This window comes from Inhella inkyongensis (assembly GCF_005952805.1).
GTDB lineage: Bacteria > Pseudomonadota > Gammaproteobacteria > Burkholderiales > Burkholderiaceae_C > Inhella > Inhella inkyongensis.
In genome coordinates, this window is sequence record NZ_CP040709.1 from 1100317 (window position 1) to 1120287 (window position 19971).

General features: G+C 67.6%; 25 protein-coding genes and 1 pseudogene. 16 read left to right on the top strand and 10 right to left on the bottom strand.

Translation table 11 applies throughout. The features are described 5' to 3' along the window. Positions 1-76: 76 nt before the first annotated feature. Complete coding sequence (locus FF090_RS05430; protein ID WP_175423536.1) at positions 77-751, top strand: substrate-binding periplasmic protein; 675 nt, start codon at positions 77-79, stop codon at positions 749-751. A gap of 11 nt (positions 752-762) precedes the next feature. Here FF090_RS05430 and FF090_RS05435 read toward each other — a convergent pair whose 3' ends face one another. Continuing rightward, a complete protein-coding gene (locus FF090_RS05435) occupies positions 763-1929 on the bottom strand; it encodes a methyltransferase (RefSeq protein WP_138855761.1) in 1167 nt (388 codons plus the stop codon). Continuing rightward, positions 1926-3149, bottom strand: coding sequence for a BaiN/RdsA family NAD(P)/FAD-dependent oxidoreductase (locus FF090_RS05440; protein WP_138855762.1), 1224 nt, complete (start codon positions 3147-3149; stop codon positions 1926-1928). Before FF090_RS05440 ends, FF090_RS05435 begins: the two co-directional genes overlap by 4 nt. Positions 3150-3235: 86 nt before the next feature. On the opposite strand from FF090_RS05440, the gene FF090_RS05445 reads away from it, so the two are divergent. Genes FF090_RS05445 through FF090_RS05460 form a run of 4 tightly spaced genes read left to right on the top strand, consistent with a single transcriptional unit; the run spans position 3236 to position 6773 of the window. Then, complete coding sequence (locus FF090_RS05445) at positions 3236-3733, top strand: hypothetical protein (RefSeq protein ID WP_138855763.1); 498 nt, start codon at positions 3236-3238, stop codon at positions 3731-3733. Between the two features lies 1 nt (position 3734). Beyond that, entirely contained in the window at positions 3735-4403 is a 669-nt protein-coding gene (locus FF090_RS05450) for a PspA/IM30 family protein (RefSeq protein ID WP_138855764.1), read from the top strand. Beyond that, positions 4400-5026, top strand: a complete 627-nt coding sequence (locus tag FF090_RS05455; RefSeq protein ID WP_138855765.1) for a YqiJ family protein — start codon at positions 4400-4402, stop codon at positions 5024-5026. Before FF090_RS05450 ends, FF090_RS05455 begins: the two co-directional genes overlap by 4 nt. Before the next feature lie 19 nt (positions 5027-5045). Next, a complete protein-coding gene (locus tag FF090_RS05460; protein WP_138855766.1) occupies positions 5046-6773 on the top strand; it encodes a flotillin family protein in 1728 nt (575 codons plus the stop codon). On the opposite strand, the gene FF090_RS05465 is transcribed toward FF090_RS05460, so the two are convergent. The 6 genes from FF090_RS05465 to FF090_RS19120 all read right to left on the bottom strand — a co-directional run bounded on the left by FF090_RS05465 (position 6748) and on the right by FF090_RS19120 (position 11170). Next, positions 6748-7560: an alpha/beta hydrolase gene (locus FF090_RS05465; protein WP_175423537.1), complete on the bottom strand. Its 813-nt coding sequence runs from the start codon at positions 7558-7560 to the stop codon at positions 6748-6750. The genes FF090_RS05460 and FF090_RS05465 overlap by 26 nt on opposite strands. Continuing rightward, complete coding sequence (locus FF090_RS05470; protein ID WP_138855768.1) at positions 7557-8408, bottom strand: cupin domain-containing protein; 852 nt, start codon at positions 8406-8408, stop codon at positions 7557-7559. Before FF090_RS05470 ends, FF090_RS05465 begins: the two co-directional genes overlap by 4 nt. Continuing rightward, complete coding sequence (locus tag FF090_RS05475) at positions 8405-9079, bottom strand: sigma-70 family RNA polymerase sigma factor (protein WP_138855769.1); 675 nt, start codon at positions 9077-9079, stop codon at positions 8405-8407. The genes FF090_RS05470 and FF090_RS05475 overlap by 4 nt, the downstream gene beginning before the upstream one ends. A 25-nt stretch (positions 9080-9104) precedes the next feature. Next, entirely contained in the window at positions 9105-9518 is a 414-nt protein-coding gene (locus FF090_RS05480) for a group I truncated hemoglobin (protein WP_138855770.1), read from the bottom strand. Next, positions 9518-10390: a DUF3034 family protein gene (locus tag FF090_RS05485; RefSeq protein WP_246071516.1), complete on the bottom strand. Its 873-nt coding sequence runs from the start codon at positions 10388-10390 to the stop codon at positions 9518-9520. Before FF090_RS05485 ends, FF090_RS05480 begins: the two co-directional genes overlap by 1 nt. An 81-nt stretch (positions 10391-10471) precedes the next feature. Beyond that, positions 10472-11170: a Crp/Fnr family transcriptional regulator gene (locus FF090_RS19120; protein WP_175423538.1), complete on the bottom strand. Its 699-nt coding sequence runs from the start codon at positions 11168-11170 to the stop codon at positions 10472-10474. A 131-nt stretch (positions 11171-11301) separates the two neighbouring features. Between FF090_RS19120 and FF090_RS19125 the strand changes: the two genes are divergently transcribed. From FF090_RS19125 to FF090_RS05505, 4 genes are read left to right on the top strand one after another with little or no spacing between them, the layout of a single operon-like run. Beyond that, complete coding sequence (locus tag FF090_RS19125; RefSeq protein WP_175423539.1) at positions 11302-11607, top strand: hypothetical protein; 306 nt, start codon at positions 11302-11304, stop codon at positions 11605-11607. 55 nt (positions 11608-11662) lie between these two features. Further along, the gene (locus FF090_RS05495; RefSeq protein ID WP_138855773.1) at positions 11663-12484 is read left to right on the top strand and encodes a substrate-binding periplasmic protein; all 822 of its coding nucleotides are present in this window, start codon (positions 11663-11665) and stop codon (positions 12482-12484) included. A gap of 14 nt (positions 12485-12498) precedes the next feature. Further along, the gene (locus FF090_RS05500) at positions 12499-13305 is read left to right on the top strand and encodes a substrate-binding periplasmic protein (protein WP_175423540.1); all 807 of its coding nucleotides are present in this window, start codon (positions 12499-12501) and stop codon (positions 13303-13305) included. An 8-nt stretch (positions 13306-13313) separates the two neighbouring features. Beyond that, positions 13314-14117, top strand: a complete 804-nt coding sequence (locus FF090_RS05505) for a substrate-binding periplasmic protein (RefSeq protein ID WP_138855775.1) — start codon at positions 13314-13316, stop codon at positions 14115-14117. Here FF090_RS05505 and dtd read toward each other — a convergent pair. Both dtd and FF090_RS05515 read right to left on the bottom strand, forming a co-directional pair. Then, positions 14107-14544, bottom strand: a complete 438-nt coding sequence (gene dtd, locus FF090_RS05510; RefSeq protein WP_138855776.1) for a D-aminoacyl-tRNA deacylase — start codon at positions 14542-14544, stop codon at positions 14107-14109. The two genes, FF090_RS05505 and dtd, sit on opposite strands and share 11 nt — an antisense overlap. Continuing rightward, positions 14544-15434: a cation diffusion facilitator family transporter gene (locus FF090_RS05515; protein ID WP_138855777.1), complete on the bottom strand. Its 891-nt coding sequence runs from the start codon at positions 15432-15434 to the stop codon at positions 14544-14546. Before FF090_RS05515 ends, dtd begins: the two co-directional genes overlap by 1 nt. A 49-nt stretch (positions 15435-15483) precedes the next feature. Here FF090_RS05515 and FF090_RS05520 point away from each other — a divergent pair, with 49 nt between their 5' ends. The 7 genes and pseudogenes from FF090_RS05520 (at position 15484) to FF090_RS05545 (ending at position 19970) form a co-directional block, all read left to right on the top strand. Then, positions 15484-16257 (top strand): transporter substrate-binding domain-containing protein, encoded by a 774-nt coding sequence (locus FF090_RS05520; protein ID WP_175423541.1) that lies wholly within the window; start codon positions 15484-15486, stop codon positions 16255-16257. Positions 16258-16296: 39 nt separating this feature from the next. Then, positions 16297-17205 carry an acetylglutamate kinase gene (argB, locus tag FF090_RS05525; protein WP_138855779.1) on the top strand — a complete coding sequence of 303 codons (909 nt, stop codon included), beginning with the start codon at positions 16297-16299 and terminating at the stop codon, positions 17203-17205. Between the two features lie 99 nt (positions 17206-17304). Beyond that, positions 17305-17913, top strand: a complete 609-nt coding sequence (gene slmA / locus FF090_RS05530) for a nucleoid occlusion factor SlmA (RefSeq protein WP_138855780.1) — start codon at positions 17305-17307, stop codon at positions 17911-17913. Further along, positions 17910-18782: an ATP-binding protein gene (locus FF090_RS05535; protein ID WP_138855781.1), complete on the top strand. Its 873-nt coding sequence runs from the start codon at positions 17910-17912 to the stop codon at positions 18780-18782. Before slmA ends, FF090_RS05535 begins: the two co-directional genes overlap by 4 nt. Then, a pseudogene (locus tag FF090_RS19530) lies at positions 18775-19221 on the top strand (NUDIX domain-containing protein); the annotation flags it as partial. The gene FF090_RS05535 and the pseudogene FF090_RS19530, both read left to right, overlap by 8 nt. A 9-nt stretch (positions 19222-19230) precedes the next feature. Then, positions 19231-19635 carry a phosphoribosyl-AMP cyclohydrolase gene (gene hisI, locus FF090_RS19390; RefSeq protein ID WP_246071560.1) on the top strand — a complete coding sequence of 135 codons (405 nt, stop codon included), beginning with the start codon at positions 19231-19233 and terminating at the stop codon, positions 19633-19635. Next, positions 19632-19970, top strand: coding sequence for a phosphoribosyl-ATP diphosphatase (locus tag FF090_RS05545; RefSeq protein WP_138855783.1), 339 nt, complete (start codon positions 19632-19634; stop codon positions 19968-19970). The genes hisI and FF090_RS05545 overlap by 4 nt, the downstream gene beginning before the upstream one ends. The last annotated feature ends 1 nt before the right edge of the window (position 19971 follow it).

The following is a 19971-nucleotide window of genomic DNA, read 5'->3' on the forward strand; positions in this document are numbered from 1 at the left end:
TTTGGGGACTGCCGCACAAACTGCCCCACAAGCCGCCCCACAAGCCGCCCCACCGTCCATCTCATCCAGCCCGGCCTTGCGCCTGGGCTACACCAGCACCTGGAGCATGCCCTGGGGCGAGGTGCAGGCCGGTCAGGTGCGGGCCGGCATTCACAAGGAGATCGCCGAGGCGGTGGCCCAGCGTTTGGGTCAGCCGCTGGTGTTTGTGTTGTTGCCGCAGCGCCGTCCGGGCGAGCCGGATCGCCCACCTGCTTTCGACTTGGGTTGTGGCATGGACCCGAGCTGGTTCGCCGAGCCGCAGCAGTTTCACTGGAGCGAGCCCCTGTTCGACACCAGTGATCAGCTGCTGGGCCATGCCAGCCAGCCCGAGCCCGCCACGCTGGCGGCCTTGCGCAAGGGCACGCGGGTGGGCACGGTGCGCAGCTACCACTACCCGACCTTGCAGGTTCGCCTGGGCAAGGGGGAGCTGCGCCGCGAGGATGCCCTGGACCAGGCCAGTGTGCTGGCCAAGCTGGTGCGGCAGCGCTCCGATGTGGCGGTGGCCAGTCCGCAGTCCATCGCCTGGTTCATGCGCCAGCAGCCGCAGGCGGCGCAGGCCGTGGCGCCCTGGCGCCTGAAGGTGCAGGAGTCGGCCTACCACTGCGCGGTGCCGCGCAGCAGTCCGGTGGATGCCCAGCGGGTGCTGGAAGCCGTACAGGCACTCAAGCGGGACGGCGAGATTGCGCGCATCTTGGCGCGCTACGCCCCCTGACGACGCGCTCTTTACTTCACGCCCAGGCGCCACAGCCCGGTGAGCTCCTCGCGCCGCGCCGCGTGCAGCGGGTCGCGGCCATCCTGGGCCTTGGGGTGGCGTGGGCGTGTCTCTTGTAGGTCGATGACGCGCAGGCCGGCCTGGTCAATCCAGCCCAGCAGATCGGCGCGGTCGCGCAGGCCCAGGTGTTCGGCCAGGTCGGAAAGGATCAGCCAGCCCTCGCCGCCGGGCAGCAGGTGGGCGGCCAGGCCGGCCAGAAAGCCGCGCAGCATGCGGCTGTCGGGGTCGTAGACGGCGGCCTCCAGCGCGCTGCTGGGCTTGGCCGGCAGCCAGGGGGGGTTGCAGACGATGAGCGCCGCGCGGCCCGCTGGAAAGAGGTCGGTGCTGGAGAGCTTGACGCGGTGCTGCAGGCCCAGGCGTTGCAGGTTGTCCAGCGCGCAGGCCAGCGCGGTGGCGCTGGTGTCGGTGGCCTCGATGCGCGCCACGCCGCGGCGCGCCAGCAGCGCGGCAATCACGCCGGTGCCGGTGCCGATGTCGAAGGCCCAGGCGCCTTCGTCTTTCAGCGCAGCCGGCAAGGGCGCGTCTTCCAACAGGTCCAGATACTCGCCGCGCACCGGGCTGAACACGCCGTAATAGGGATGGATGTGCACGGTCTCGCCGTTCTTGCGTAGGCCCAGTTGCGGCGTGGGCACACCCTTCTGGCGCCACTCCCAGGCGCCGATCCAGCCCAGCAGCTCGCGCAGGCTGGCCACATAGGGCTGAGTTTGATCGCCGATGGCCGCGCGGGCGGCCAGCTGGGCGTCGGGGGCGCGGCGCAGCGGCAGGCTGTGGTCGACACCGAACTCGAACACCAGCTGACCCAGGATGCGGGCGCGCTCGGCCTGGGCCTTGCGGTGCTGGTGGAAACCGGCCTTGGCGCTCTCGGCCGGAGGCTGCGGGCGGCGCGCGCGCTGCAAGTCGATGCGGTGGGCCAGGGCCTGAAGCATCTGGCGCGCCTGGTGGTAGTCGCCCCGCCACAGCAGGGCATGGCCCTCGCAGGCCAGCTTGTAGGCGGTGTCGGCCTTCAAGGTGTCGTCCACCACGCGCACGCGCTTGGGGCAGGGGGCGCCGCTGCCGCTGTGCCAGCGGGCACTGCGGGGCTCGCCGTCTTCGTTCCAGTTCAACAGGGCTTCGGTCATGCGCACAGCTTTCTGGCCAGGGCCTGGCCGACCCAGCGGCCATGGGCCAGGCAGGCGGTCAACAAATAGCCCCCGGTGGGGGCTTCCCAATCGAGCATCTCGCCCGTGGCCCAGACCGCCGGCAGGGCCTTCAATTCGCCGTCGGGCGACAGGGCGTCGAAGCGAATGCCGCCGGCCGTGCTGATGGCCTCGGCCACCGGGCGCGTGGCGCTCACGGTGAGGGGCAGGGCTTTGAGTGCCGGCCCCAGGGCTCTGGGTTCGTTCAGGGTGGAGGCATCCAGCAACTCGTGCAGCAGGGCACTCTTGGCGCTGCTGAGCGAGAACAGGCTCTTCAACTGGCTGGACAGGCTCTTGCTGCCGCGCCCGCGGGCGAGCGCCGTGGCCACCTGTTCGGCACTGTGCTGCGGCAGCAGGTCCAGCGCCAGCGTGGCCGCGCCCTCTTCGGCAATGACCTCGCGCAAGGCGGCGCTGAAGGCATAGACCAGGCTGCCTTCGATGCCGTGCTCGGTCAGCACGAACTCGCCGGCCTGGCGGCGGCCGCCGAATTGGATCGCCACCGGCTTGAGGGGTTGGCCAGCGAAGCGGCTGCGCAGGTGCTCGCTCCAGCCGCCCAGCACCTCAAAGCCGCAGTTGCTGGCGCGCAGGGGCGACACGGCCACGCCACGCTCGGCCATCAAGGGCGCCCAGGCGCCATCCGAGCCCAGGCGCGGCCAGCTGGCGCCGCCCAGGGCCAGCACCGTGGCCTGTGGGCGCAGCAGCAGCTCGCCGCCCGGGTGGGCCAAGCGCAGTGCGCCGTCTTCCGTCCAGCCCAGCCAGCGGTGGCGGTTGTGGAACTGCACGCCTTGGCTGGAGAGGCGCTGCAGCCAGGCACGCAAAAGCGGCGCGGCCTTCATCACCGTGGGGAAGACGCGGCCCGAGCTGCCGACAAAGGTTTCCTGCCCCAGGCCCGCGCACCAGGCGCGCAGGTCGTCAGGCGTGAAGGCGTCCAGCATCGGACGCAGCATGTCGCCGGCCACGCCATAGCGGGTGACGAAGCGTTCATAGGGCTCGGAATGGGTCAGGTTTAGCCCGCCGCGCCCGGCGAGTTGGAATTTGCGCCCGACCGAGGGCATGGCATCGAAGAGCGCGACCGCAACGCCGGCACGGCTCAGTTCATCCGCCGCCATCAGGCCGGCGGGGCCGCCGCCAATGACGGCGACCTGGGGAGAGGGATGGGACATGGGGCGCAGTGTCGCTGCAGACCTTTGTTGACAGGCGAAGCCAATTGAATACACTTGCATTCATTCGTCAACGATGAAGGGCTGCGATGGTCACCGCCACCCCCACGATGGAGCCCCTGTCGGCTCGCATACCCAGCGACCTCTACCTATGGCTGGCCCAGTTGCAGGTGGAGGGCGCCACCACCAACAGCGACAAGCTGCGCGTGCTGCTGGGTCAACTCAAGCGCCAGCACGATGGAGCTTTCGACTATGTGGCAGCGCATGCGTGGGCGCGTGAACTGACGCACCGTCTGCGCGAGTCTCTGGTGCGCATCGAGGGCAAGGAGGGGCGGCACTCAGAGGTGCTGAGTCAATTGATTGAGCACCTCACCACATTGATGGCCTTGGTGATCAGCCAGGCCCCCCCCGATGCCGCCGCCGCCACCCAGTTGGAAGATGCGTTGGTTCGGCGCGCCAGCCTGATGGGTGAGGCCTTGCTGCGTCAGGCCACGGCGGCCCAGGCTTTTGATCCCCAGGTTGTGCAACGCCACCTCGGCGGCAGCCTGGCTCTCTTCCGTACCATCCCCCACCCGCAAGGAGACTGATATGGCGGATTCCCTCAAGACCCGTGTGGGTCGTGTCGTGGCTGGCGGTCTGCACGCGCTGATCGACAAGCTGGAAGACCAGGCCCCCGAGGCCATGCTGGAGCAGGCGCTGCGCGAGGCCGATGGCGTCATCGACGAGGTGCGCGCCGAGCTTGGCCGCGTGAGTGCGAACCGGCATCTGGCCCAGCAGCAGCATGCGCGCCTGAATCGCGACCACGAGGCCCTGCGCCAGCAGATTGACCAGGCCTTGGCCCAGGGCCGAGAGGATCTGGCGCGCGCAGCCGTGGCGCGCCAGCTTGACATTGAGGCCCAGATTCCAGTGCTCGAAACCACCCTGGCCGACTTCGCTCGCCAGGAGCAGGAGTTGCAGGGATTCACGGCCGCCCTGCTGGCCAAGCAGCGTGAGATGCAACAGGCTTTGAGCGAGTTTCGCGCCAGCCGCGCCGCCACGCAGTCGCCAACCAGTGCGGTGGGGGCTGCGAGTGCGGAACAGCGCATGGACAAGGTGAGCCAGGCCTTTGATCGCCTCTACGAGCGCCAGACCGGCCTGAGTGCCACCCAGCGTGCAGGGTCGCTCCAGCAGGGCGCGCAACTGCGCGAACTGGAAGAGCTGGTGCGTGAACACAAGATTGCCGAGCGCATGGCGCAGATCAAGGCGGGTCAGGCGTGAACCTCTTTCTGGCCCCTGAGACCCTGCCCTTCGGCGTGGCGGTGGCGCTCATCGTCGCCATCGCGCTGCTGGAGGGGCTGGGCATGATGTTGGCGCTCAGCCCCAGCAATCTGATCGATCAATGGCTGCCCGAGGCCGCCAGCGAGGGTGCTTGGGATCGCGTGCTGGGCTGGTTGCATCTGGGGCGGGTGCCGGCCCTGGTGCTGCTGCTGCTCTTCTTGCTGGGCTATGCCTTGTTTGGCTACGGCCTGCAAAAGGTCAGTTTGGGTTTGCTCGGCTTTTACCTACCCGCTTGGATCGCGGGGCTCTTGGCCGTGCCGCCGGGTTTGGCCACCGTGCGGGGCTTGGGCAGCCTGATCGCCCACATCATTCCGCGCGACGAGACCAGCGCCGTGAGCGAGCAAACCCTGGTGGGCCGCAGCGGCGTGATTGCCGGCGGCGTGGCCCGCAGGGGCCTGGCTGCCCAGGCCCGTGTGCGCGACGCGCTGGGCCGCACCCACTACCTCATGGTGGAGCCCGATCTCGACGACGAAGTGTTCGAGGACGGCACGCAGATTCTGATCGTGCGGAAGCTCGGTGCCTTCTACCGCTGCATTGCCAACCCCCATCCTGAGCTGCTTTGAATCTGGGAGAACTGAAGACATGAACAACTTGATCGAAATGGGCGGACTGGCCGGTGTGGCCCTGCTGGGCTTGCTGACCATCGGCTTCGTGTTTGCGCGTCTGTACAAGCGCAGCACCAAGGAGACCGCCTTTGTGCGCACCGGTCTGGGCGGTCAGAAAGTCATCATGGACGGCGGCGCCATCGTGCTGCCGGTCTTCCATGAGCGTGTGTTGGTCAATATGAACACCCTCAAGCTGGAAGTGCTGCGGCGCGAACGCGAGAGCCTGATCACCAAGGACCGTATGCGCGTGGATGTGACCGCAGCCTTCTTCGTGCGCGTCAAGCAGACCGAGGAAGCGGTGAGCACGGCGGCCCAGACCTTGGGCACCCGCACCATGAGCCCCGAGGAGCTCAAGGCCTTGGTGGAAGACAAGTTCGTCGACAGCCTGCGCGCCACCGCCGCCACCATGACCATCCAGGAGTTGCAGGACAAGCGCCGCGACTTCGTGCAGGCGGTGCAGAACGCCGTGGCTGAAGACCTGGAGAAGAACGGCCTGGAGTTGGAGTCAGTATCCCTGACCAGCTTGGATCAGACTGACAAGCAGTTCTTCAATCCCAACAATGCCTTTGACGCCGAGGGTTTGACGCGCTTGACCGAACAGACCGAGGCGCGCCGCAAGCAGCGCAACGATGTGGAGCAGGACACCGAAGTGCAGGTGCGCACCAAGAACCTGGAGGCCTCGCGCCTGAAGCTCACCATCGAGAAGGATCAGGAATTCGCCAGCCTGGCACAGACGCGCGAGATCGAGACCGCGCGTGCCGAGCAGATGGCGCAGATCGCTTCGCAGCAGGCCGAGCGGGCGCGTGAGGCCGAGTCGGTCAAGATCGAGGCCGAGCGCCAGGTCAGCCAGCGCCGCATCGAGGCCGAGCGCGAGATCAAGGCCGCCGAGATCGAGAAGAACCTGGTGCTGCAGACGCGCGAGATCGAGCAGGAGCGTCAGACCGAGATGAAGCGCGCCGAGCAGCGCAAGCAGGTCGAGATCGCGCGTCAAGACACGCAGATTGCCATCGCCACCAAGAGCCGCGAGCAATCGGTGGCTGACGCCGCGGCGGCCACCGCACGTGCCGAGTCGGTCAAGGCCGAGGAGGGCGTGAACACTGCCCGCCAAGTGGCCGTCGCCGAACGCGACAAGGCCATTCAGCTGATCGAGGCGAGCAAGGAGGCCGAACAGAGCGCCATTGCGGTGCGGGTCTCGGCCACCGCCGAAAAGGACGCCGCCATCGACCGCGCCGAGGCCCTGACCATCGAGGCCAAGGCCAAGCAGGCCGCAGCCCTGGCCGAGGCCGAGGGCCGGAGGGCGATCAATGAGGCGCTCAACACCCTGTCGGCGGCGCAGATCGATCTGCAGGTGCGCACCCAGTTGCTGCAGCAGTTGCCGCAGATCCTGGAGCAGGCCGTGCGCCCGATGGAGAAGATCGACTCGATCCGCATCTTCCAGGTCAATGGCATGCCCGGCACCCCGGGCGCAGCGGGAGGGTCAGGTGGGGCGGCCGGCGAAGGGAATGGCGCCACCTTTCCCGAGCAGGTGATGAATTCGGCCCTGCAATACCAGCTGGCCAAGCCCATCGTCGACGCCGTGATGAAGGACGCTGGCCTGAACAACGAGGGCATCACGGGCATGGCTCAGGCTTTGAGTGGCATGCTGGCCCCACCGGCTACGGCTACGGCTACGGCTACGGCTACGGCTGCGCGCGAAGCTGGCTAAGGAAGCCTCGAACCACCGCCCGCCAGTTGGCATAGCCCGGCACATGGCAGGTCTGCGGCAGCAGATGCAACTCGCTGCCGCCGCCCAGTCGGCGCTGCAGTGCCTGGGCGTGGCGCAGCGGGCTGACGGGGTCATCCTGGCAATGCAGTTGCAGCACCGGCGCTTCGATCTTGGGTGCGGCGAGGTCGGCGCGGTGCGGATCGCGCATCAGCCATTGCAAAGGCAGCCAGGGGTAGTGGCCCTGGCCGAGCGCCAGCGCGGAATCGAAGGACGAATCCAGCACCAGGCCGGCCACGGGGACGCGCGCCGCCAGCATCACGGCCTGGGCGCTGCCCAGCGATTCGCCAAACAGCACGATGCGTTCGGGCTCGATGCCCAATCGGATCAGGGTGTCGTAGCCGGTGTCGGCGTCGCGCTTCCAGCCGGCCTCGCTGGGGCTGCCGGTCGAACCGCCGTAGCCGCGCCAACTGAGGGCGAGCACGCCGGCGCCGTCCTGATGCAGGGCGGCCAGGCGGCCGGCGCGGGCGTCCAGGTTGGCACCATTGCCATGCAGATAGAGCAGCACCGGCGCCTTCCGGTCGGGGGGCTCCAGCCACCAGGTGACCAGGCGCTCGCCGTCGGCGGTCTGCAGGATCAGGGTCTTGGCGGCGGCTGGCGCGGCCTTGAGCGGGTTGGCGTCGGGGTGGAAGAGCAGATTGCGCTGCCCGGCCCACACCGCCAGACAGAGCAGTGCGTAGACCAGGGCGGCCAGGCCGCCCCAGGCGAGCAGGGCGCGCAGGGCCTTCACAGCGGCGGCCAGCCCTGGGCCTGCCGGTAGGGGTTGTCGATGGCCGCGGCGTCGATGGCGCCGTGGAAGAACAACAGGCAGGGGGCGTCGGCAAAAAGCTCACCGTGCTGGCTGCCGGCCGGGGCGAACTGGTACTCGCCTTCGCGCAGCAGCAGGTCGCCCAGGAAGAGTTCGCCCTCGACCATCAGGCACTCTTCGTCCACGCCATGGGGATGGGCGGGCACCCGGCCGCCGCTGTCGAGGCGCGCCAGCAGCGAGATGGCCTGGCCCTCCGCATGCAGCGGACAGATCTCAACCCCAGGTCGCAGGGGCTGCCAGGCCTGTGGCGCTTGAACCTGCGCCTGCTGCGGTGCCCGGAAAGGGCCTTGGGGGCCATGGCGGCGCAAATAGAGCCGCAGACCCGTGGCGCCGGCCTGGAGCAGGGGGGCCTGGCTCTCGGTGAGCAACAAGTGATGGGAGGCACGCAATGCCTGCGCATCCGCATCGGTCCCAAATTGCCCCTGGCCCGCCAGGACGAGCAGCTCCAGGGCGTTGTCGCCCGGTTGCGCCAGACTCAGCACGGCCAGCGGGTCCAGCTCGACCACCCAACTTTGTTCCCTTAGGGGCCAGGCGCGCAGGCCGGCTCCCCAGGACTGGGCGGCGGCGGACTGCGGCCGGCGGCGCGTGAGCAGTCCGGCCTGGGCGGCATGGCTGGCCGCCACGCGCAGGCGCAAGCGCTCGCCCAGGGCGGCACTGGGGCCGCTGGTGAGTGGTGCGGACAGGGCTTGGATCAGGGGCGCGGCCTCGCCCGGCTGCGGCGCGCGGGCGTGTGCCAGGGGCAGGGCTTCGCCCAGGGCATCGGTGTTCATCGCTGGCCCTCCAGCAGGGGTTTGAGGGTGGCGAGGGCGCGCCGGATCTGGGATTTGATGGTGCCCAGCGGTAACGCGGTCTGCTCGGCAATTTCTTCGTGGCTCAGGCCCCGGAAGAAGGCGAGGCCGAGCAATTGGCGGGGTTGCGCGCCGAGTTGCAGCAGGGCCTGGTGCAGGGCCTGGTGGCTACGGCTGGCGGCCAGTAACTCGGCGCCGTCGTGCTCTGCATCGCCGCCATCGGGCTCGAAGCCCTGTTCTTGCAAGGCCTCCAGTGAGCTGCAGGACTCCGTGCTGCGGGCGCGGGCGCGGTAGGCATCGAGCGCGCGGCTGCGCGCCAGGGTCAGCACCCAGGCCTCGGCATTGCCGCGTGCGGGATCGAAGCGGGCGGCCTGCCGCCACACCTGCCAGAAGCAGTCCTCCACCACTTCTTCCGCGGCGGCGGGCTCGCGCAGGATGCGCAGAGCCAGGGCGTGTACGCGTGCGCTCAGGGCCTTGTAGAGCCGCGCGAAAGCGGCCTCGTCTTGGTCGACGATGGCCAGCAGACAGGCCTCCAGCGAAGTGGCGTTCGGGGTCTGCGGAGGACTCAGGGCTTGAGCGATGTCGTCCATCGAAAAGGCGCCCAGCAGCGCCGGCCAAATCGGCGCGGCCTGAGGCTGGGACTGGGTCCACATGGCGGGGCTCTATTGTGGTTGCCGATCAGGGCACATCGATGATGTCTCGATGCATGGGCGCGAGCTTGGCCAGCATGCGGTTTTGTGCCGCAAAGGGAATGCCACGCGCCGCCATGGCCTGCTGCAACACCTCCACCAGGGCGTTGAACTCGGGTTTGCTGATCTCCATGCCTTGGTGGGCGGCGCGCATGTCAGGGCCCTGGTACTGACAGGGGCCGCCTGCCAACTCACAGAGTTGTTCTGTCAGTTGGTTCGCGAGGTGCTCGGCATTGAGGCCCTGGAAGCGCCGGCCGATGCGGGCGTCCTGCGGCAGGCGGGCAGCGAAATCGACCATCACGGCCTGGATGCCCGCTTTGCCGCCCCAGGCGCGATAGAGCGAATCGTCCTGAGCCCAGGCGGGCAGGCTGATGAGACTGAGGATCAAGAGCAGGCGGCGCATCAAAAACTCCCTTGGATGGATAGATAGGCGCCGCGCTGGCGCTTGGGGCGCAGGGCCGGGGCGATGGCGCCCAGATCGACTGCGGCTACGGTCAGGGTGACTTGCTTGTGGGGTGCCCAGGCAAGAAAGACGTCAAACCAGTCGTCCTCGCGCAGGGCGCCCGCGCCAAGCACGCTGCGCTCCAGCGCATTGGGTTTGGCGCGCACCTCCAGGCCCGCGGCCAGGCGAGGCGAGAGCAGCCAGGCCAGCGAGAGCTCGGGCTGCAGGCGCCAGCGGCGGTCCTGTGCGCCGCCAAAGCCCAGCAGGCCGCCCTGGTTGGCACGCGTGGCGCGCAGGGTCAGATTGCCGAGCAGACCCCAGTCCAGCCACAGCTTGGTGGCTGCCACATAGAGCTCGTTGCCCTGACGGTCGGCGCCGAGCGGACCATGCAGGGTGGGGGCCAGGGCGCCGGCCTGGGTTCGCTTGTGGAGCAGGCCCACAGCGATCTGCGGCATCCAGCGATCGGCGTCCAGCACGGCATCGCCGGCCACCTTCCACTTCAAGCCCAGGATCTGCTGCTGCAGCACCAGGCCCTCCAGTCCCAAAGCCGCCAGGCTGCTACCGGTGTGCAGGCGCTGGCGCGCCAGACTGAGTTCGATGCGGTCGTCCCAGACCCAGGCCAGCCCCTGGACCTCTAGCCGGTAGTCGCGTGTCTTGAGGTGGCTGGCGAAGGCGGCAAGGCCTTGTTCGCCCTCGCTGGCTGGGGTGGCGGTCAGGGCCCAGGGGCTTAAGCCCCCGCCGCCCGCACCGTCCACCGAGGCCACGCCGCCGGTCAGGGCCAGCTTGCCTTGGGCGCAGGCACTCTGGCACAGGGCCAGGCTCAGAAGAAGCAAGGGAAGAATTCGTGTTGGGATCATGGGCGGGCTCGGGTTGATGCCCCTGATACGCCGGCCAGCCCGGATTGGATGCAGGGCTCAGTGCAACCGCGTCCGATCCAGCACCCGTAGGCCGCCGTACTCGATGCGCAATACCTCGGTCTGCTGCAGTTGCTGCAGCGCCTGGTTGACGCGCTGGCGCGACAGCCCCGCCAATTGGGCCAATTCTTGTTGGGTGATGCGCAGCAGGCTGCCGACACCGGGACAGCGCAGGGGGTCGAACAGCTCGGCCAGGCAGAGCGCGACACGGCGATCCGGCCCCAGGCTGCGCTCGCGTTCTTGCTGCCGGATGTCGCGTTCATGGCTGAGCTGCTGGTTCAGCTGCCCCAGCACATGGTGACTGAAGGCCAAAGATTGCCGCAGCAGGGCTTCAAAGTGCGGTGCGGGCAGGCGCGCCAGCAGGCAGGGCCGCAGCGCTGTCGCGTTGTCGCGGTAAGTGCCATGGCGTAACAACTCGGGCTCGCCCCACCAGGCACCATTGGCCAGTCCGCTGGCCAGGCCGGGCAGGGCCGGCGAACTCAGACTGAGCAGCCCATCCAACAGACCCAGCCAATGTGCAGCTGTCGTTCCGGCCTGGCAGGCGGCACTGCCACTGGCAAGGCTGAGCACCTCCAAGTGCGCTGCCACCTGTTCTTGCTCGACCGATTGCAGCGTGCTCCACCAGCTCAATGAGGCCAATTCCTCCGGGTGTGCGGCACGCACCGTCGGCGGGTCGGAGGGGCAGCTTGTGTGCAGCATGGCGACCTGCATTGAACGATCTGTGTCGCCGCTCGGGCATTCGGGCATCCCCGAGGGCGGCGCGCCCCCACAATGAACACAAATCGATGCAGCGGAACGACACATGAGCGCAGAAATACGAGTGAGGCAGCATGAGTGAGGACAGCTGGGGCTTTGCCCCGCCCCCCTACCGACCGGCCGACGCCTGGGTGCAACTGAAGCGGGCCTTGCGCGAGCTCGGACTGACGGAACGACAAGGCGGCCTGGAGCTGGGCGGCCGCAAGGCGCTGGAGTGCGAAGTCGGCGAGCAGCAGTTGCAGATTCGCCTGGCCAAACGCCTGAGCGTGCGAACGCCGGATTGGGAGCTGCGGACGCTGAAGAACCATGCCGACCAACGCAAACTGCTCGACGAGGTGCGCCAGCGCCTGGCGCGTTGGCGTGACGAGGCGGAGGGTTGATGCTTGCGGTTTTGTCCGCATTGCGGGGGTCGGCGGGCTCGGGCATGGTCGCGCCATGAGAGGCTTTTGGCGCGGCATCCTGTTGTGGCTGGCGGTGGCAGGAGGCGCTGCGGGCGCCAGCAAGCCGGTCCCGACAGCCCCGACAGCCCCGACGGCCCGCATTTGCATGGCGGCTTCGCAGCCGGTGTCGCCGGCCTTGTGGTTGGAGGCCGGTCTGCCCTTTGGCGGCGTGATGCAGGTCGACACCCTGTTTTTGGGCCTCTTGGCTCAGCGCCTCGGGTTGCGTTTGGAGCCCTTGGTGCTGCCCTGGCGCCGCTGCCTGCTGGATGCGCAAGAGGGGCGGGTGGACGGGGTGATGGCGGTCAGCCACAGCGATGAGCGGGCCCAGTGGCTGGCTTATCCGGAGAGTCAAGGCGGCTTGGACCTGGCCCAGCGTGTGCGCACGGATCGCTACCACTGGTATGTGCGGGCGGACAGTCCGATGCGCTGGGATGGCAAGACCTTGCAGGGTCTGGGCAGTGGCAGTGTGGGGGCGGTGGCCGGTTACTCGGTGGTGGGGGTGCTGAAGCAACAGGGTTTCCGGGTGGATGAACAAGTGGGCAGCACGCAAGCCAGCCTGCGCATGGTGGGCCTGGGCCGCCTGGAAGCGGCCGCATTGCTGGTGACCGAAGCGGATCCACAGCTGCAAGCAGATGCCGAGCTGGCGAAGGCGCTGCGACGTCTGGAACCTGCGTTGTTGGAGCGGCCCTATTTCCTCGGCTTTGGCAAGACCTTCAAGGCGCGTAACGAGGCCTTGGTGCAACGGATCTGGGCAGGGTTGGCGCCGGTGCGTGAGTCGCCTTGGCTGGCGCGCGCCGAGGGTCGCAGCCCGCGCTAGGAAGGATGGCAAACATGGCCTGGCGATGCTTGTTGTACTTGCTGCTGGGCCTGCATCTGTCTGTCGCGGCTCAGCCCGATCTGGACGGTGGGCGGCGCGGCCTGTATCTGCGCTTGTGTGTTGATGAAGCGCCCAGTGCGCCTTGGCGGGTTCCCGATGCCGATGGCCGCGTGCGGGGGCGAGGCCTTGAATTTGAGTTCCTGCGCCTGTTGGCCGAGCAAAGCGGCTGGGAGTTCCGCGTGCTGCTGCGCCCTTGGCGGCGCTGCCTGCAGGATGTGCGCACCGGGCAAGTGGACGCGGTGCTGGGCATCAGCCACACAGCCGATCGGGCGGAGTTTGTCCAGTTCCCGCATAGCAACGGTCAGGTTGATCCCCAGCTTGCCGTGCGCGTGGATCAATACGCCTTCGTGGCGCCGTCCGCGAGCAAGCTGCGCTGGGATGGCGCTCAGCTGGAGCTGCCCCCGGGTGCCAAGGTCGGGGTGCCGGCGGGTTACTCCGGCGCGCAGCTGTTGCGCCGTTTCGGGGCTGCCGCGGATGAAAGCTCCCGCACCGCCGAGGGGACCTTGGAGCGATTGATGCAGGGTCAGATCCAGGCCGCTTTGTTGCCCCGTGCCGAGGCACAGCGTCTGCTGGCCGAACGGACGCAGTGGGCGCAGCGCTTGAGCCTGCTGGAGCCGGCGTTGCCCGCGCGTGCGTATTACCTGGGGGCTTCGTTGGAGTTCGCCCGTCGCCATCCAGGCCGATTGCGTGACCTGTGGCGCGATGTGGCCCTGGTGCGCGATTCTGCGGAGTACCGGCGCGTGCTGGCGCAAACTCCTTGAGGACGGGCATGCTGCGAATCCTGCTGCTCGCCCTGGCCATATCCTGGCCAGCTGTCCAGGCCGAGACCTTGCGGGTCTGCCTCAACGACGTCGGTCATCCACCTTGGCGCGACAGCGATGCCCAGGGCAAGGCCAAGCGCAGCGGGCTGGACTTTGTATTCCTGAAGTTGCTGGGTGAGCGCAGCGGCGTGCGCATCGACGTAGACCTGCTGCCCTGGAAGCGCTGTTTGGCCGATGTGAAGTCGGGCAATCAGGATGCGATTCTTGGCATCAGCTACCTGCTCGAGCGCGAAGAGCTCGGGCATTACCCGCAGCTTTCCGGTCAACCCGATCCCAGTCTGGCGGTGCGCTTTGACCGCTATGCCTGGTACGCGGCGGCCGACAGTGGAATCCACTGGGACGGCAAGATCTTGCACGGCGTGACCGCAGAAACCTTGGTCGGGGTGCCGTCTGGGTATTCGATCGCCGTGCAGGTCAAGCAACTGGGCCTCAAAGTGGATGACGCGGCCCGGACCTCCCAGGCGAATTTGGAGAAACTGGCGCGCGGCAGGGTGCAACTGGCGGCGCTGCAGGCCCGTGAAGCGGATCAGTTGCTGGCCATGAGCCCCAAACTGGCTCAGCAGGTGCGTCGCCTGGAGCCGCTGTTCCAGGACCGCGCCTACTACATGCTGTTCTCGCGTCTGTTTGTGGCCCGAAGCCAGCGCCCCTTGCCACTGTGGTGGCGCGAGGTGGTGGCCGTGCGGGACTCGGCCGAGTACCGCCGTGCCGAGTCCGCGGCACTCAAGGCCTTGGAAGACGCCATCAAAGATTGAGCGGAATCGTCACCGGGCCGTCGTTCACCAGGTGAACCTGCATGTCGGCTCCGAAGACACCGGTTGCCACGTGGGGGTGCTGGGTCCGCGCCTGTTGCAGCAGATCGGCAAACAGAGTCCGGGCCTGATCGGGGGGTGCGGCGGCGGAAAAGCTGGGGCGGTTGCCGCCCTGACAGTCGGCAGCCAGGGTGAACTGCGACACCAGCAGCAGCCCCCCTTCCATGTCGTTGAGGCTGCGATTCATCTTGCCCTGCGCATCTGAAAAGATGCGTAGCTTGAGCAGCTTGCTGAGCAAGCGTGCGCTGGTGGCGGGGCTGTCTTGTGGCTCGGCGCAGACCAGGACCAGCAGCCCAGGGCCAATGGCGCCAACCACTTCGCCCGCCACTTCAACGCGCGCCTCGCGCACCCTTTGGATCAAGGCCTTCATCAGATCAAGTCGCGCGGATCGTTGAAATGGGCCTCCACATCGGAAGGCAGGAGTTGGATGCTGGCCCGCAGGCCCGGCACCGCCGCCATCAGCGCCTGCTCCACCGAGGTGCGCAGCGCCGCTGCGCGGCCCAGGGTCCAGCCGGCGGGCATGTGCATGTGCAAGTCCACATAGCGGCGGCTGCCGGCGCGGCGGGTGTGCAGGTGGTCAAAGCGAATGGTCGGGTGGGCGAACTCGGCCAGGGTGGCGTCGATCTGGGCGCACAGCTCCGGTTCAAGGGCCCGGTCCATCAGCCCGTCAACCGCCGCGCGCATCAGGTGCAGGCCTTCACGGGCGATGTTGGCCGCCATGGCCAGCGCCACCGCGGCGTCCAGCCACAGCCAGCCACTCAGCGACACCCCGATCAGCCCGATCACCACGCCCACCGAGGTCCAGACATCGGTCATCAAATGGCGCGCATCGGCTTCCAGGGCCATGGAGCGGTGCTGGCGCGCGGCCTTCAGCATCACCCAGGCCAGGCCGCCATTCAGGGCGGAACTGACCAAGGCCAGCACCAGGCCCAGGCCCAACTGCTCCAGCGGCTGGGGATTCCAAAGCCGATTCAGGGCGGCCCAGGCAATCCCCAAGGCGGCTCCCAGGATCAGCAGGCCCTCAAACCCGCCGCTGAAGTACTCGGCCTTGTGGTGGCCGTAAGGATGATCCTCATCGGGCGGCCGGGCCGCCAGGGTCACCATGGCCAGTGCAAACACGGCGCCGGCCAAGTTGACCAGGGACTCCAGGGCATCCGAGAGCAGGGCCACCGAGTCGGTGAACCACCAGGCGGCGGTCTTCATCGCAATGGTGACCAAGGCCACCAGCACGGATAGTTTTAAGTAAGAGCGCGCCTGCATGGGCGGCATTCTGACCCTTCCTAGAATGGGTCAAGCTCTCCGGTCGACCATGAAACTCTGCCTGCTCTATGTGCTTTTGATTTGTGCGTTGTTGCCCCAAGCGAGGGCGGCGGAACCGCCGTTGATGCGCGTGTGCATGGCCGAGGTCGAACATGCGCCCTGGCGCATCGCCGAGGCCGATGGGCGGGTGCGAGATCGGGGCCTGGACTTCCAACTCATCGAAGAATTCCGGCGCCTGAGCGGCTGGCGGATCCAAGTGCAATTGCGGCCCGGAAAGCGCTGTCTGGTGGAGTTGCAGCAGGGCAGTACCGACGCCAATGTGGGCCTGAGCCATACCGAAGAGCGCGCCCTTTATCTGCGCTACCCGCCTCCTGCGGGCAAGCCAGACCCAGCCCTGGCCCTGCGCGTGGATCGTTATGCGCTGTACCGCCGTCCCGGTTCAGCGGTGCACTGGAACGGCCAGAAGCTGAGCCTGCCCGGCGGCGCCGTGGCCACGCAGCTGGGCCATGCGATTGCGGTCGATCTGCGTGCGATGGGCGTGCCTGTGGATGAACGGGCGCGCAATACGGCGGCGGCCCTGGAATTGCTGCTGGCCGGCGAAGTGGCCGCTGCCGCCTTGCACCAGAGCGATGCCGAGGCCATTCGCCGCCAGCGTCCGGAGTTTGCGGCGCTCGAAATGCTGAGTCCGCCGCTGGCACAAAAGCCCTACTTCGTGGTGTTCAGCCAGGACTTCGCGCGCCGCCATGAAGCCGATCTGGAGACGCTCTGGCGTCACTTTCGCGCGGCGGCTCAACTACCGGCCTACCGACGCGCCGCGCCTTAAGGCGATCCCTAGAATCGCCGCCTTCTCTAGAGGTCCATGATGAGCAGCTCCCCCCTCGCCCCTGACGTCACCCACATCGCCCCGCGCGAGAAGGCGGAGATCCTGAGCCAGGCCCTGCCCTATATCCAGCGCTTTCATGGCAAGACCATCGTCGTGAAGTACGGTGGCAACGCCATGACCGACCCGGCCCTGCAGCAGGACTTTGCCGAGGACGTGGTGCTCTTGAAGCTGGTGGGCCTGAACCCTGTGGTGGTGCATGGCGGCGGGCCGCAGATCGAGAACGCCCTCAAGCGCCTGGGCAAGCAGGGCACCTTCATCCAGGGCATGCGGGTGACGGATGCCGAGACCATGGGCATCGTGGAGTGGGTGCTGGCCGGTGAGGTGCAGCAGGAGATCGTCGGCCTGATCAACAAGGCCGGCGGCAAGGCCGTGGGCCTGACGGGCAAGGACGGCGCCATGATCCGCGCCAAGAAGCTCAAGATGGTCGATAACAAGGACCCTTCCATCGAACACGATGTGGGCCAAGTGGGTGACATTGAGTCCATCGATCCCAGCGTGGTCAAGGCCCTGCAGGACGATGCCTTCATCCCGGTCATCTCGCCGCTCGGGTTTGGCAAGGAAAACGAGAGCTACAACATCAATGCCGATGTGGTGGCCGGCAAGCTGGCCGAAGTGCTCAAGGCCGAGAAGCTGGTGATGCTGACCAACACCCCCGGTGTGTTGGACAAGGAGGGCAAGTTGCTCACCGACCTGTCTGCGCGCCAGATCGACGCGATGTTCGAGGACGGCACCTTGAGCGGCGGCATGCTGCCCAAGATCGCCTCGGCCCTGGATGCCGCGCGCGCCGGCGTGCGGGCGGTGCACATCATCGATGGGCGGGTGCCGCATGCGCTGTTGCTGGAGGTGCTGAGCGATCAGGCCTACGGCACCATGATCAGGAGCCATTGACCCCCCCGAAGCGCCTGCGGCGCCTCCCCCCGGGGGGCGCCACGAGCGGCCTGGCGGAGCCAGTTCCGCCGTGGCCCCGGATCTTCCCTGACTGACCCTATGCATCTAGTTCAACCCGCAGAGCCGAGTCGACCGGGGCGCATGGCGCCGGGGCAGCGGCGTCAGCAAATCCTGCAGGTGCTGGCCACCATGCTGCAGGAGCCGCAAGCGGAGCGGGTGACCACGGCCGCGCTGGCGGCGCGCTTGTCCTTGTCGGAGGCCGCGCTGTACCGGCATTTCGCCAGCAAGGCGCAGATGTTCGAGGGCCTGATCGAGTTCATCGAGACCAGCCTATTTGGCCTGGCCGAGCAAATAGCGCAACTGCCCCAGAGCGCGCCGGAGCGTGCGCAGCGTCTGGTCTGGGCCTTGCTGCAGTTCGCCCAGACCAACCCTGGCATGGCGCGGGTGCTGGTGGGCGACGCCCTGGTGCTGGAGCATGAGCGCCTGAACGCGCGTGTGCACCAGTTGTTCGAACGCCTGGAGTCCACCTTGCGGCAGTGGCTGCGGGAGTCCGATCCCAGCGCCACGGCGACCGTCGATGCGCAGGCACGTGCTGCCGTGTTGATGGGCTTTGCGCAGGGGCGCCTGTTGCGATTTGTGCGCTCGGGCTTCAAGCGCTCGCCGATGGACCAGTTCGACGCGGTGCGCCTGCACTTGCCGCATTCATGAATGGGGATGTGCTGGCCCCAGCCGATCTGCTGGCGCGCTGTGTGGAGTTGCTGGAACGCATGGAGGCGCGGCAGCTGGGCGGTTGGAGCGAGCCCGACTGGGCGGCGGCGCGGGCCTGGCGCCTGCGGCGTCAGGGTTCGGGTTTGAGCTTGCAGCCGGTGCAGCGATTGAGCGCGCTGCGCTTTGATGAGCTGTTGGAGATTGAGCCGCAAAAGGTCCGCCTGCGTCGCAATCTGGCCGCCTTTGTGACCGGCCGGCCGGCCAACCATGTGCTGCTCTCGGGGGCGCGTGGGTGCGGCAAGAGTTCGCTGATCAAGGCGGCTCTCAACGAATGGCCGGCACTGCGGCTGATCGAGATCGACAAAGAGGATTTGGTGGAGTTGCCGCAGCTGACCGAGCGTCTGGCCGGGCGGCCCGAGCGCTTCCTGCTGTTCTGCGACGACCTCAGCTTCGAGGTGGGGGAGGGTGGCTACAAGGCGCTGAAGTCTGTGCTGGACGGCACGGTGGCGGCTGGGGCCGACAACCTGCTGCTGGTGGCCACCAGCAATCGCCGTCACCTGATGCCCGAGCAGTTCAAGGACAACCTGGGCGCTCACAGCAGCGCCGATGGCGAGATCCACCCGGGTGAGGCGGTGGAGGAGAAGATCTCGCTGTCCGAACGCTTCGGGCTGTGGATCAGCTTCTACCCCTTCAGCCAGGACGAGTACCTGGCCATCTGCGCGCTGTGGTTGCGCCACTTTGGTTTCGAGATGACGGAACAGCGCGCCGCCCGCGCCAAGGTCTGGGCCCTGGAGCGTGGCTCGCGCAGCGGTCGCGTGGCCCAACAGTTTGCGCGGGCGGTGGCGGGTGAAGAAGGAAGAGATGACTGAAGAACAAGCACAAGAGCGCAAGGCCGTGGATGTGGCCGTGGGGGTGCTGGTGCGCCGCGATGCGCAGGGGCGGGAAGATGAGTTCCTGCTGACCTCGCGCCCGCCGGGCAAGGTCTATCCCGGCCATTGGGAGTTTCCGGGCGGCAAGTTTGAGGCGGGCGAGGACGCCGAGGCCGCGTTGCGGCGCGAGTTGCAGGAGGAGTTGGGCATCACCATCGGTTCGGCCCATCCCTGGCGCATCGAGGTCATGGACTATCCGCATGCCCGTGTGCGTCTGCATTTCTTGAAGGTGTTTGATTGGTCCGGCGAGCTGCAGATGCACGAGGGCCAGCGCATGGCCTGGCAGCGCCTGCCGGTGCAGGTGTGGCCGGTGTTGCCGGGCACGGTGCCGGTGCTGGATTGGTTCGCGTCCGAGGCCGGCTTTGCTGGCGTCACCCATGCAAGCCGCCTGCCTGCGCAGCCCACCTGGCTAGATGCCGTGGCCTGGGACGAGCGCGGCCTGGTGCCCGCCATCGCCCAGGAGGCCGGCAGCAAGGACGTGCTGATGGTGGCCTGGATGAACCGTGAGGCCCTGCTGGAGACCTGGGCGCGCGGGCAGGCGGTGTACTGGAGCCGCAGCCGCCAACGCCTGTGGCACAAGGGAGAGGAGTCCGGCCATGTGCAAACCGTGCTGGATGTGCGCCTGGACTGCGATCGCGATGTGGTCTTGCTGACCGTGCGCCAGGAGGGGCATGAAGGCCACGGGGTGGCCTGCCATACCGGCCGCCACAGCTGCTTCTTCCATCAGCTGGACGGCGAGGGCTGGGCGGCGGTGGAGCCGGTGCTGGTGGACCCTGAGAGGATTTATCGATGAATGACAGCGTGCTGGCCCGCGTGGCCGACACCATTGCGGCGCGCCGCGCCCAAGGCGACGCCCAGTCCAGCTACGTGGCCAAGCTGGCGGCCAAGGGCTTGGACGCGATGCTCAAGAAAGTGGGCGAGGAAGCCACCGAATTCGTGATGGCCGCCAAGGACGGCGACGCCGCCAAGCTGACCTTTGAGGCGGCCGATCTGTGGTTCCACAGTCTGCTGGCCTTGGCCGAACTGGGCGTGAGGCCCGAGGCCGTCTTGGCCGAGTTGGCGCGCCGAGAGGGACTTTCGGGCCTCGAAGAATTCGCCAACCGTTCAGAAAATCGAAGCAAGGAATGAC

Coding starts and splice junctions, on each gene's coding strand:
- FF090_RS05475 (WP_138855769.1), bottom strand. CDS start 9,079: ATGTGGACCCAGTCCCAGCCTCAGGCCGCGCCGATTTGGCCGGCGCTG.
- FF090_RS05440 (WP_138855762.1), bottom strand. CDS start 3,149: ATGTCCCATCCCTCTCCCCAGGTCGCCGTCATTGGCGGCGGCCCCGCC.
- FF090_RS05500 (WP_175423540.1), top strand. CDS start 12,499: ATGGCCTGGCGATGCTTGTTGTACTTGCTGCTGGGCCTGCATCTGTCT.
- FF090_RS05435 (WP_138855761.1), bottom strand. CDS start 1,929: ATGACCGAAGCCCTGTTGAACTGGAACGAAGACGGCGAGCCCCGCAGT.
- FF090_RS05505 (WP_138855775.1), top strand. CDS start 13,314: ATGCTGCGAATCCTGCTGCTCGCCCTGGCCATATCCTGGCCAGCTGTC.
- FF090_RS05470 (WP_138855768.1), bottom strand. CDS start 8,408: ATGAACACCGATGCCCTGGGCGAAGCCCTGCCCCTGGCACACGCCCGC.
- FF090_RS05495 (WP_138855773.1), top strand. CDS start 11,663: ATGAGAGGCTTTTGGCGCGGCATCCTGTTGTGGCTGGCGGTGGCAGGA.
- FF090_RS05515 (WP_138855777.1), bottom strand. CDS start 15,434: ATGCAGGCGCGCTCTTACTTAAAACTATCCGTGCTGGTGGCCTTGGTC.
- FF090_RS19125 (WP_175423539.1), top strand. CDS start 11,302: ATGAGTGAGGACAGCTGGGGCTTTGCCCCGCCCCCCTACCGACCGGCC.
- FF090_RS05545 (WP_138855783.1), top strand. CDS start 19,632: ATGAATGACAGCGTGCTGGCCCGCGTGGCCGACACCATTGCGGCGCGC.
- slmA (WP_138855780.1), top strand. CDS start 17,305: ATGCATCTAGTTCAACCCGCAGAGCCGAGTCGACCGGGGCGCATGGCG.
- argB (WP_138855779.1), top strand. CDS start 16,297: ATGAGCAGCTCCCCCCTCGCCCCTGACGTCACCCACATCGCCCCGCGC.
- FF090_RS19120 (WP_175423538.1), bottom strand. CDS start 11,170: ATGCTGCACACAAGCTGCCCCTCCGACCCGCCGACGGTGCGTGCCGCA.
- FF090_RS05460 (WP_138855766.1), top strand. CDS start 5,046: ATGAACAACTTGATCGAAATGGGCGGACTGGCCGGTGTGGCCCTGCTG.
- FF090_RS05520 (WP_175423541.1), top strand. CDS start 15,484: ATGAAACTCTGCCTGCTCTATGTGCTTTTGATTTGTGCGTTGTTGCCC.
- dtd (WP_138855776.1), bottom strand. CDS start 14,544: ATGAAGGCCTTGATCCAAAGGGTGCGCGAGGCGCGCGTTGAAGTGGCG.
- FF090_RS05450 (WP_138855764.1), top strand. CDS start 3,735: ATGGCGGATTCCCTCAAGACCCGTGTGGGTCGTGTCGTGGCTGGCGGT.
- FF090_RS05535 (WP_138855781.1), top strand. CDS start 17,910: ATGAATGGGGATGTGCTGGCCCCAGCCGATCTGCTGGCGCGCTGTGTG.
- FF090_RS05480 (WP_138855770.1), bottom strand. CDS start 9,518: ATGCGCCGCCTGCTCTTGATCCTCAGTCTCATCAGCCTGCCCGCCTGG.
- FF090_RS05445 (WP_138855763.1), top strand. CDS start 3,236: ATGGTCACCGCCACCCCCACGATGGAGCCCCTGTCGGCTCGCATACCC.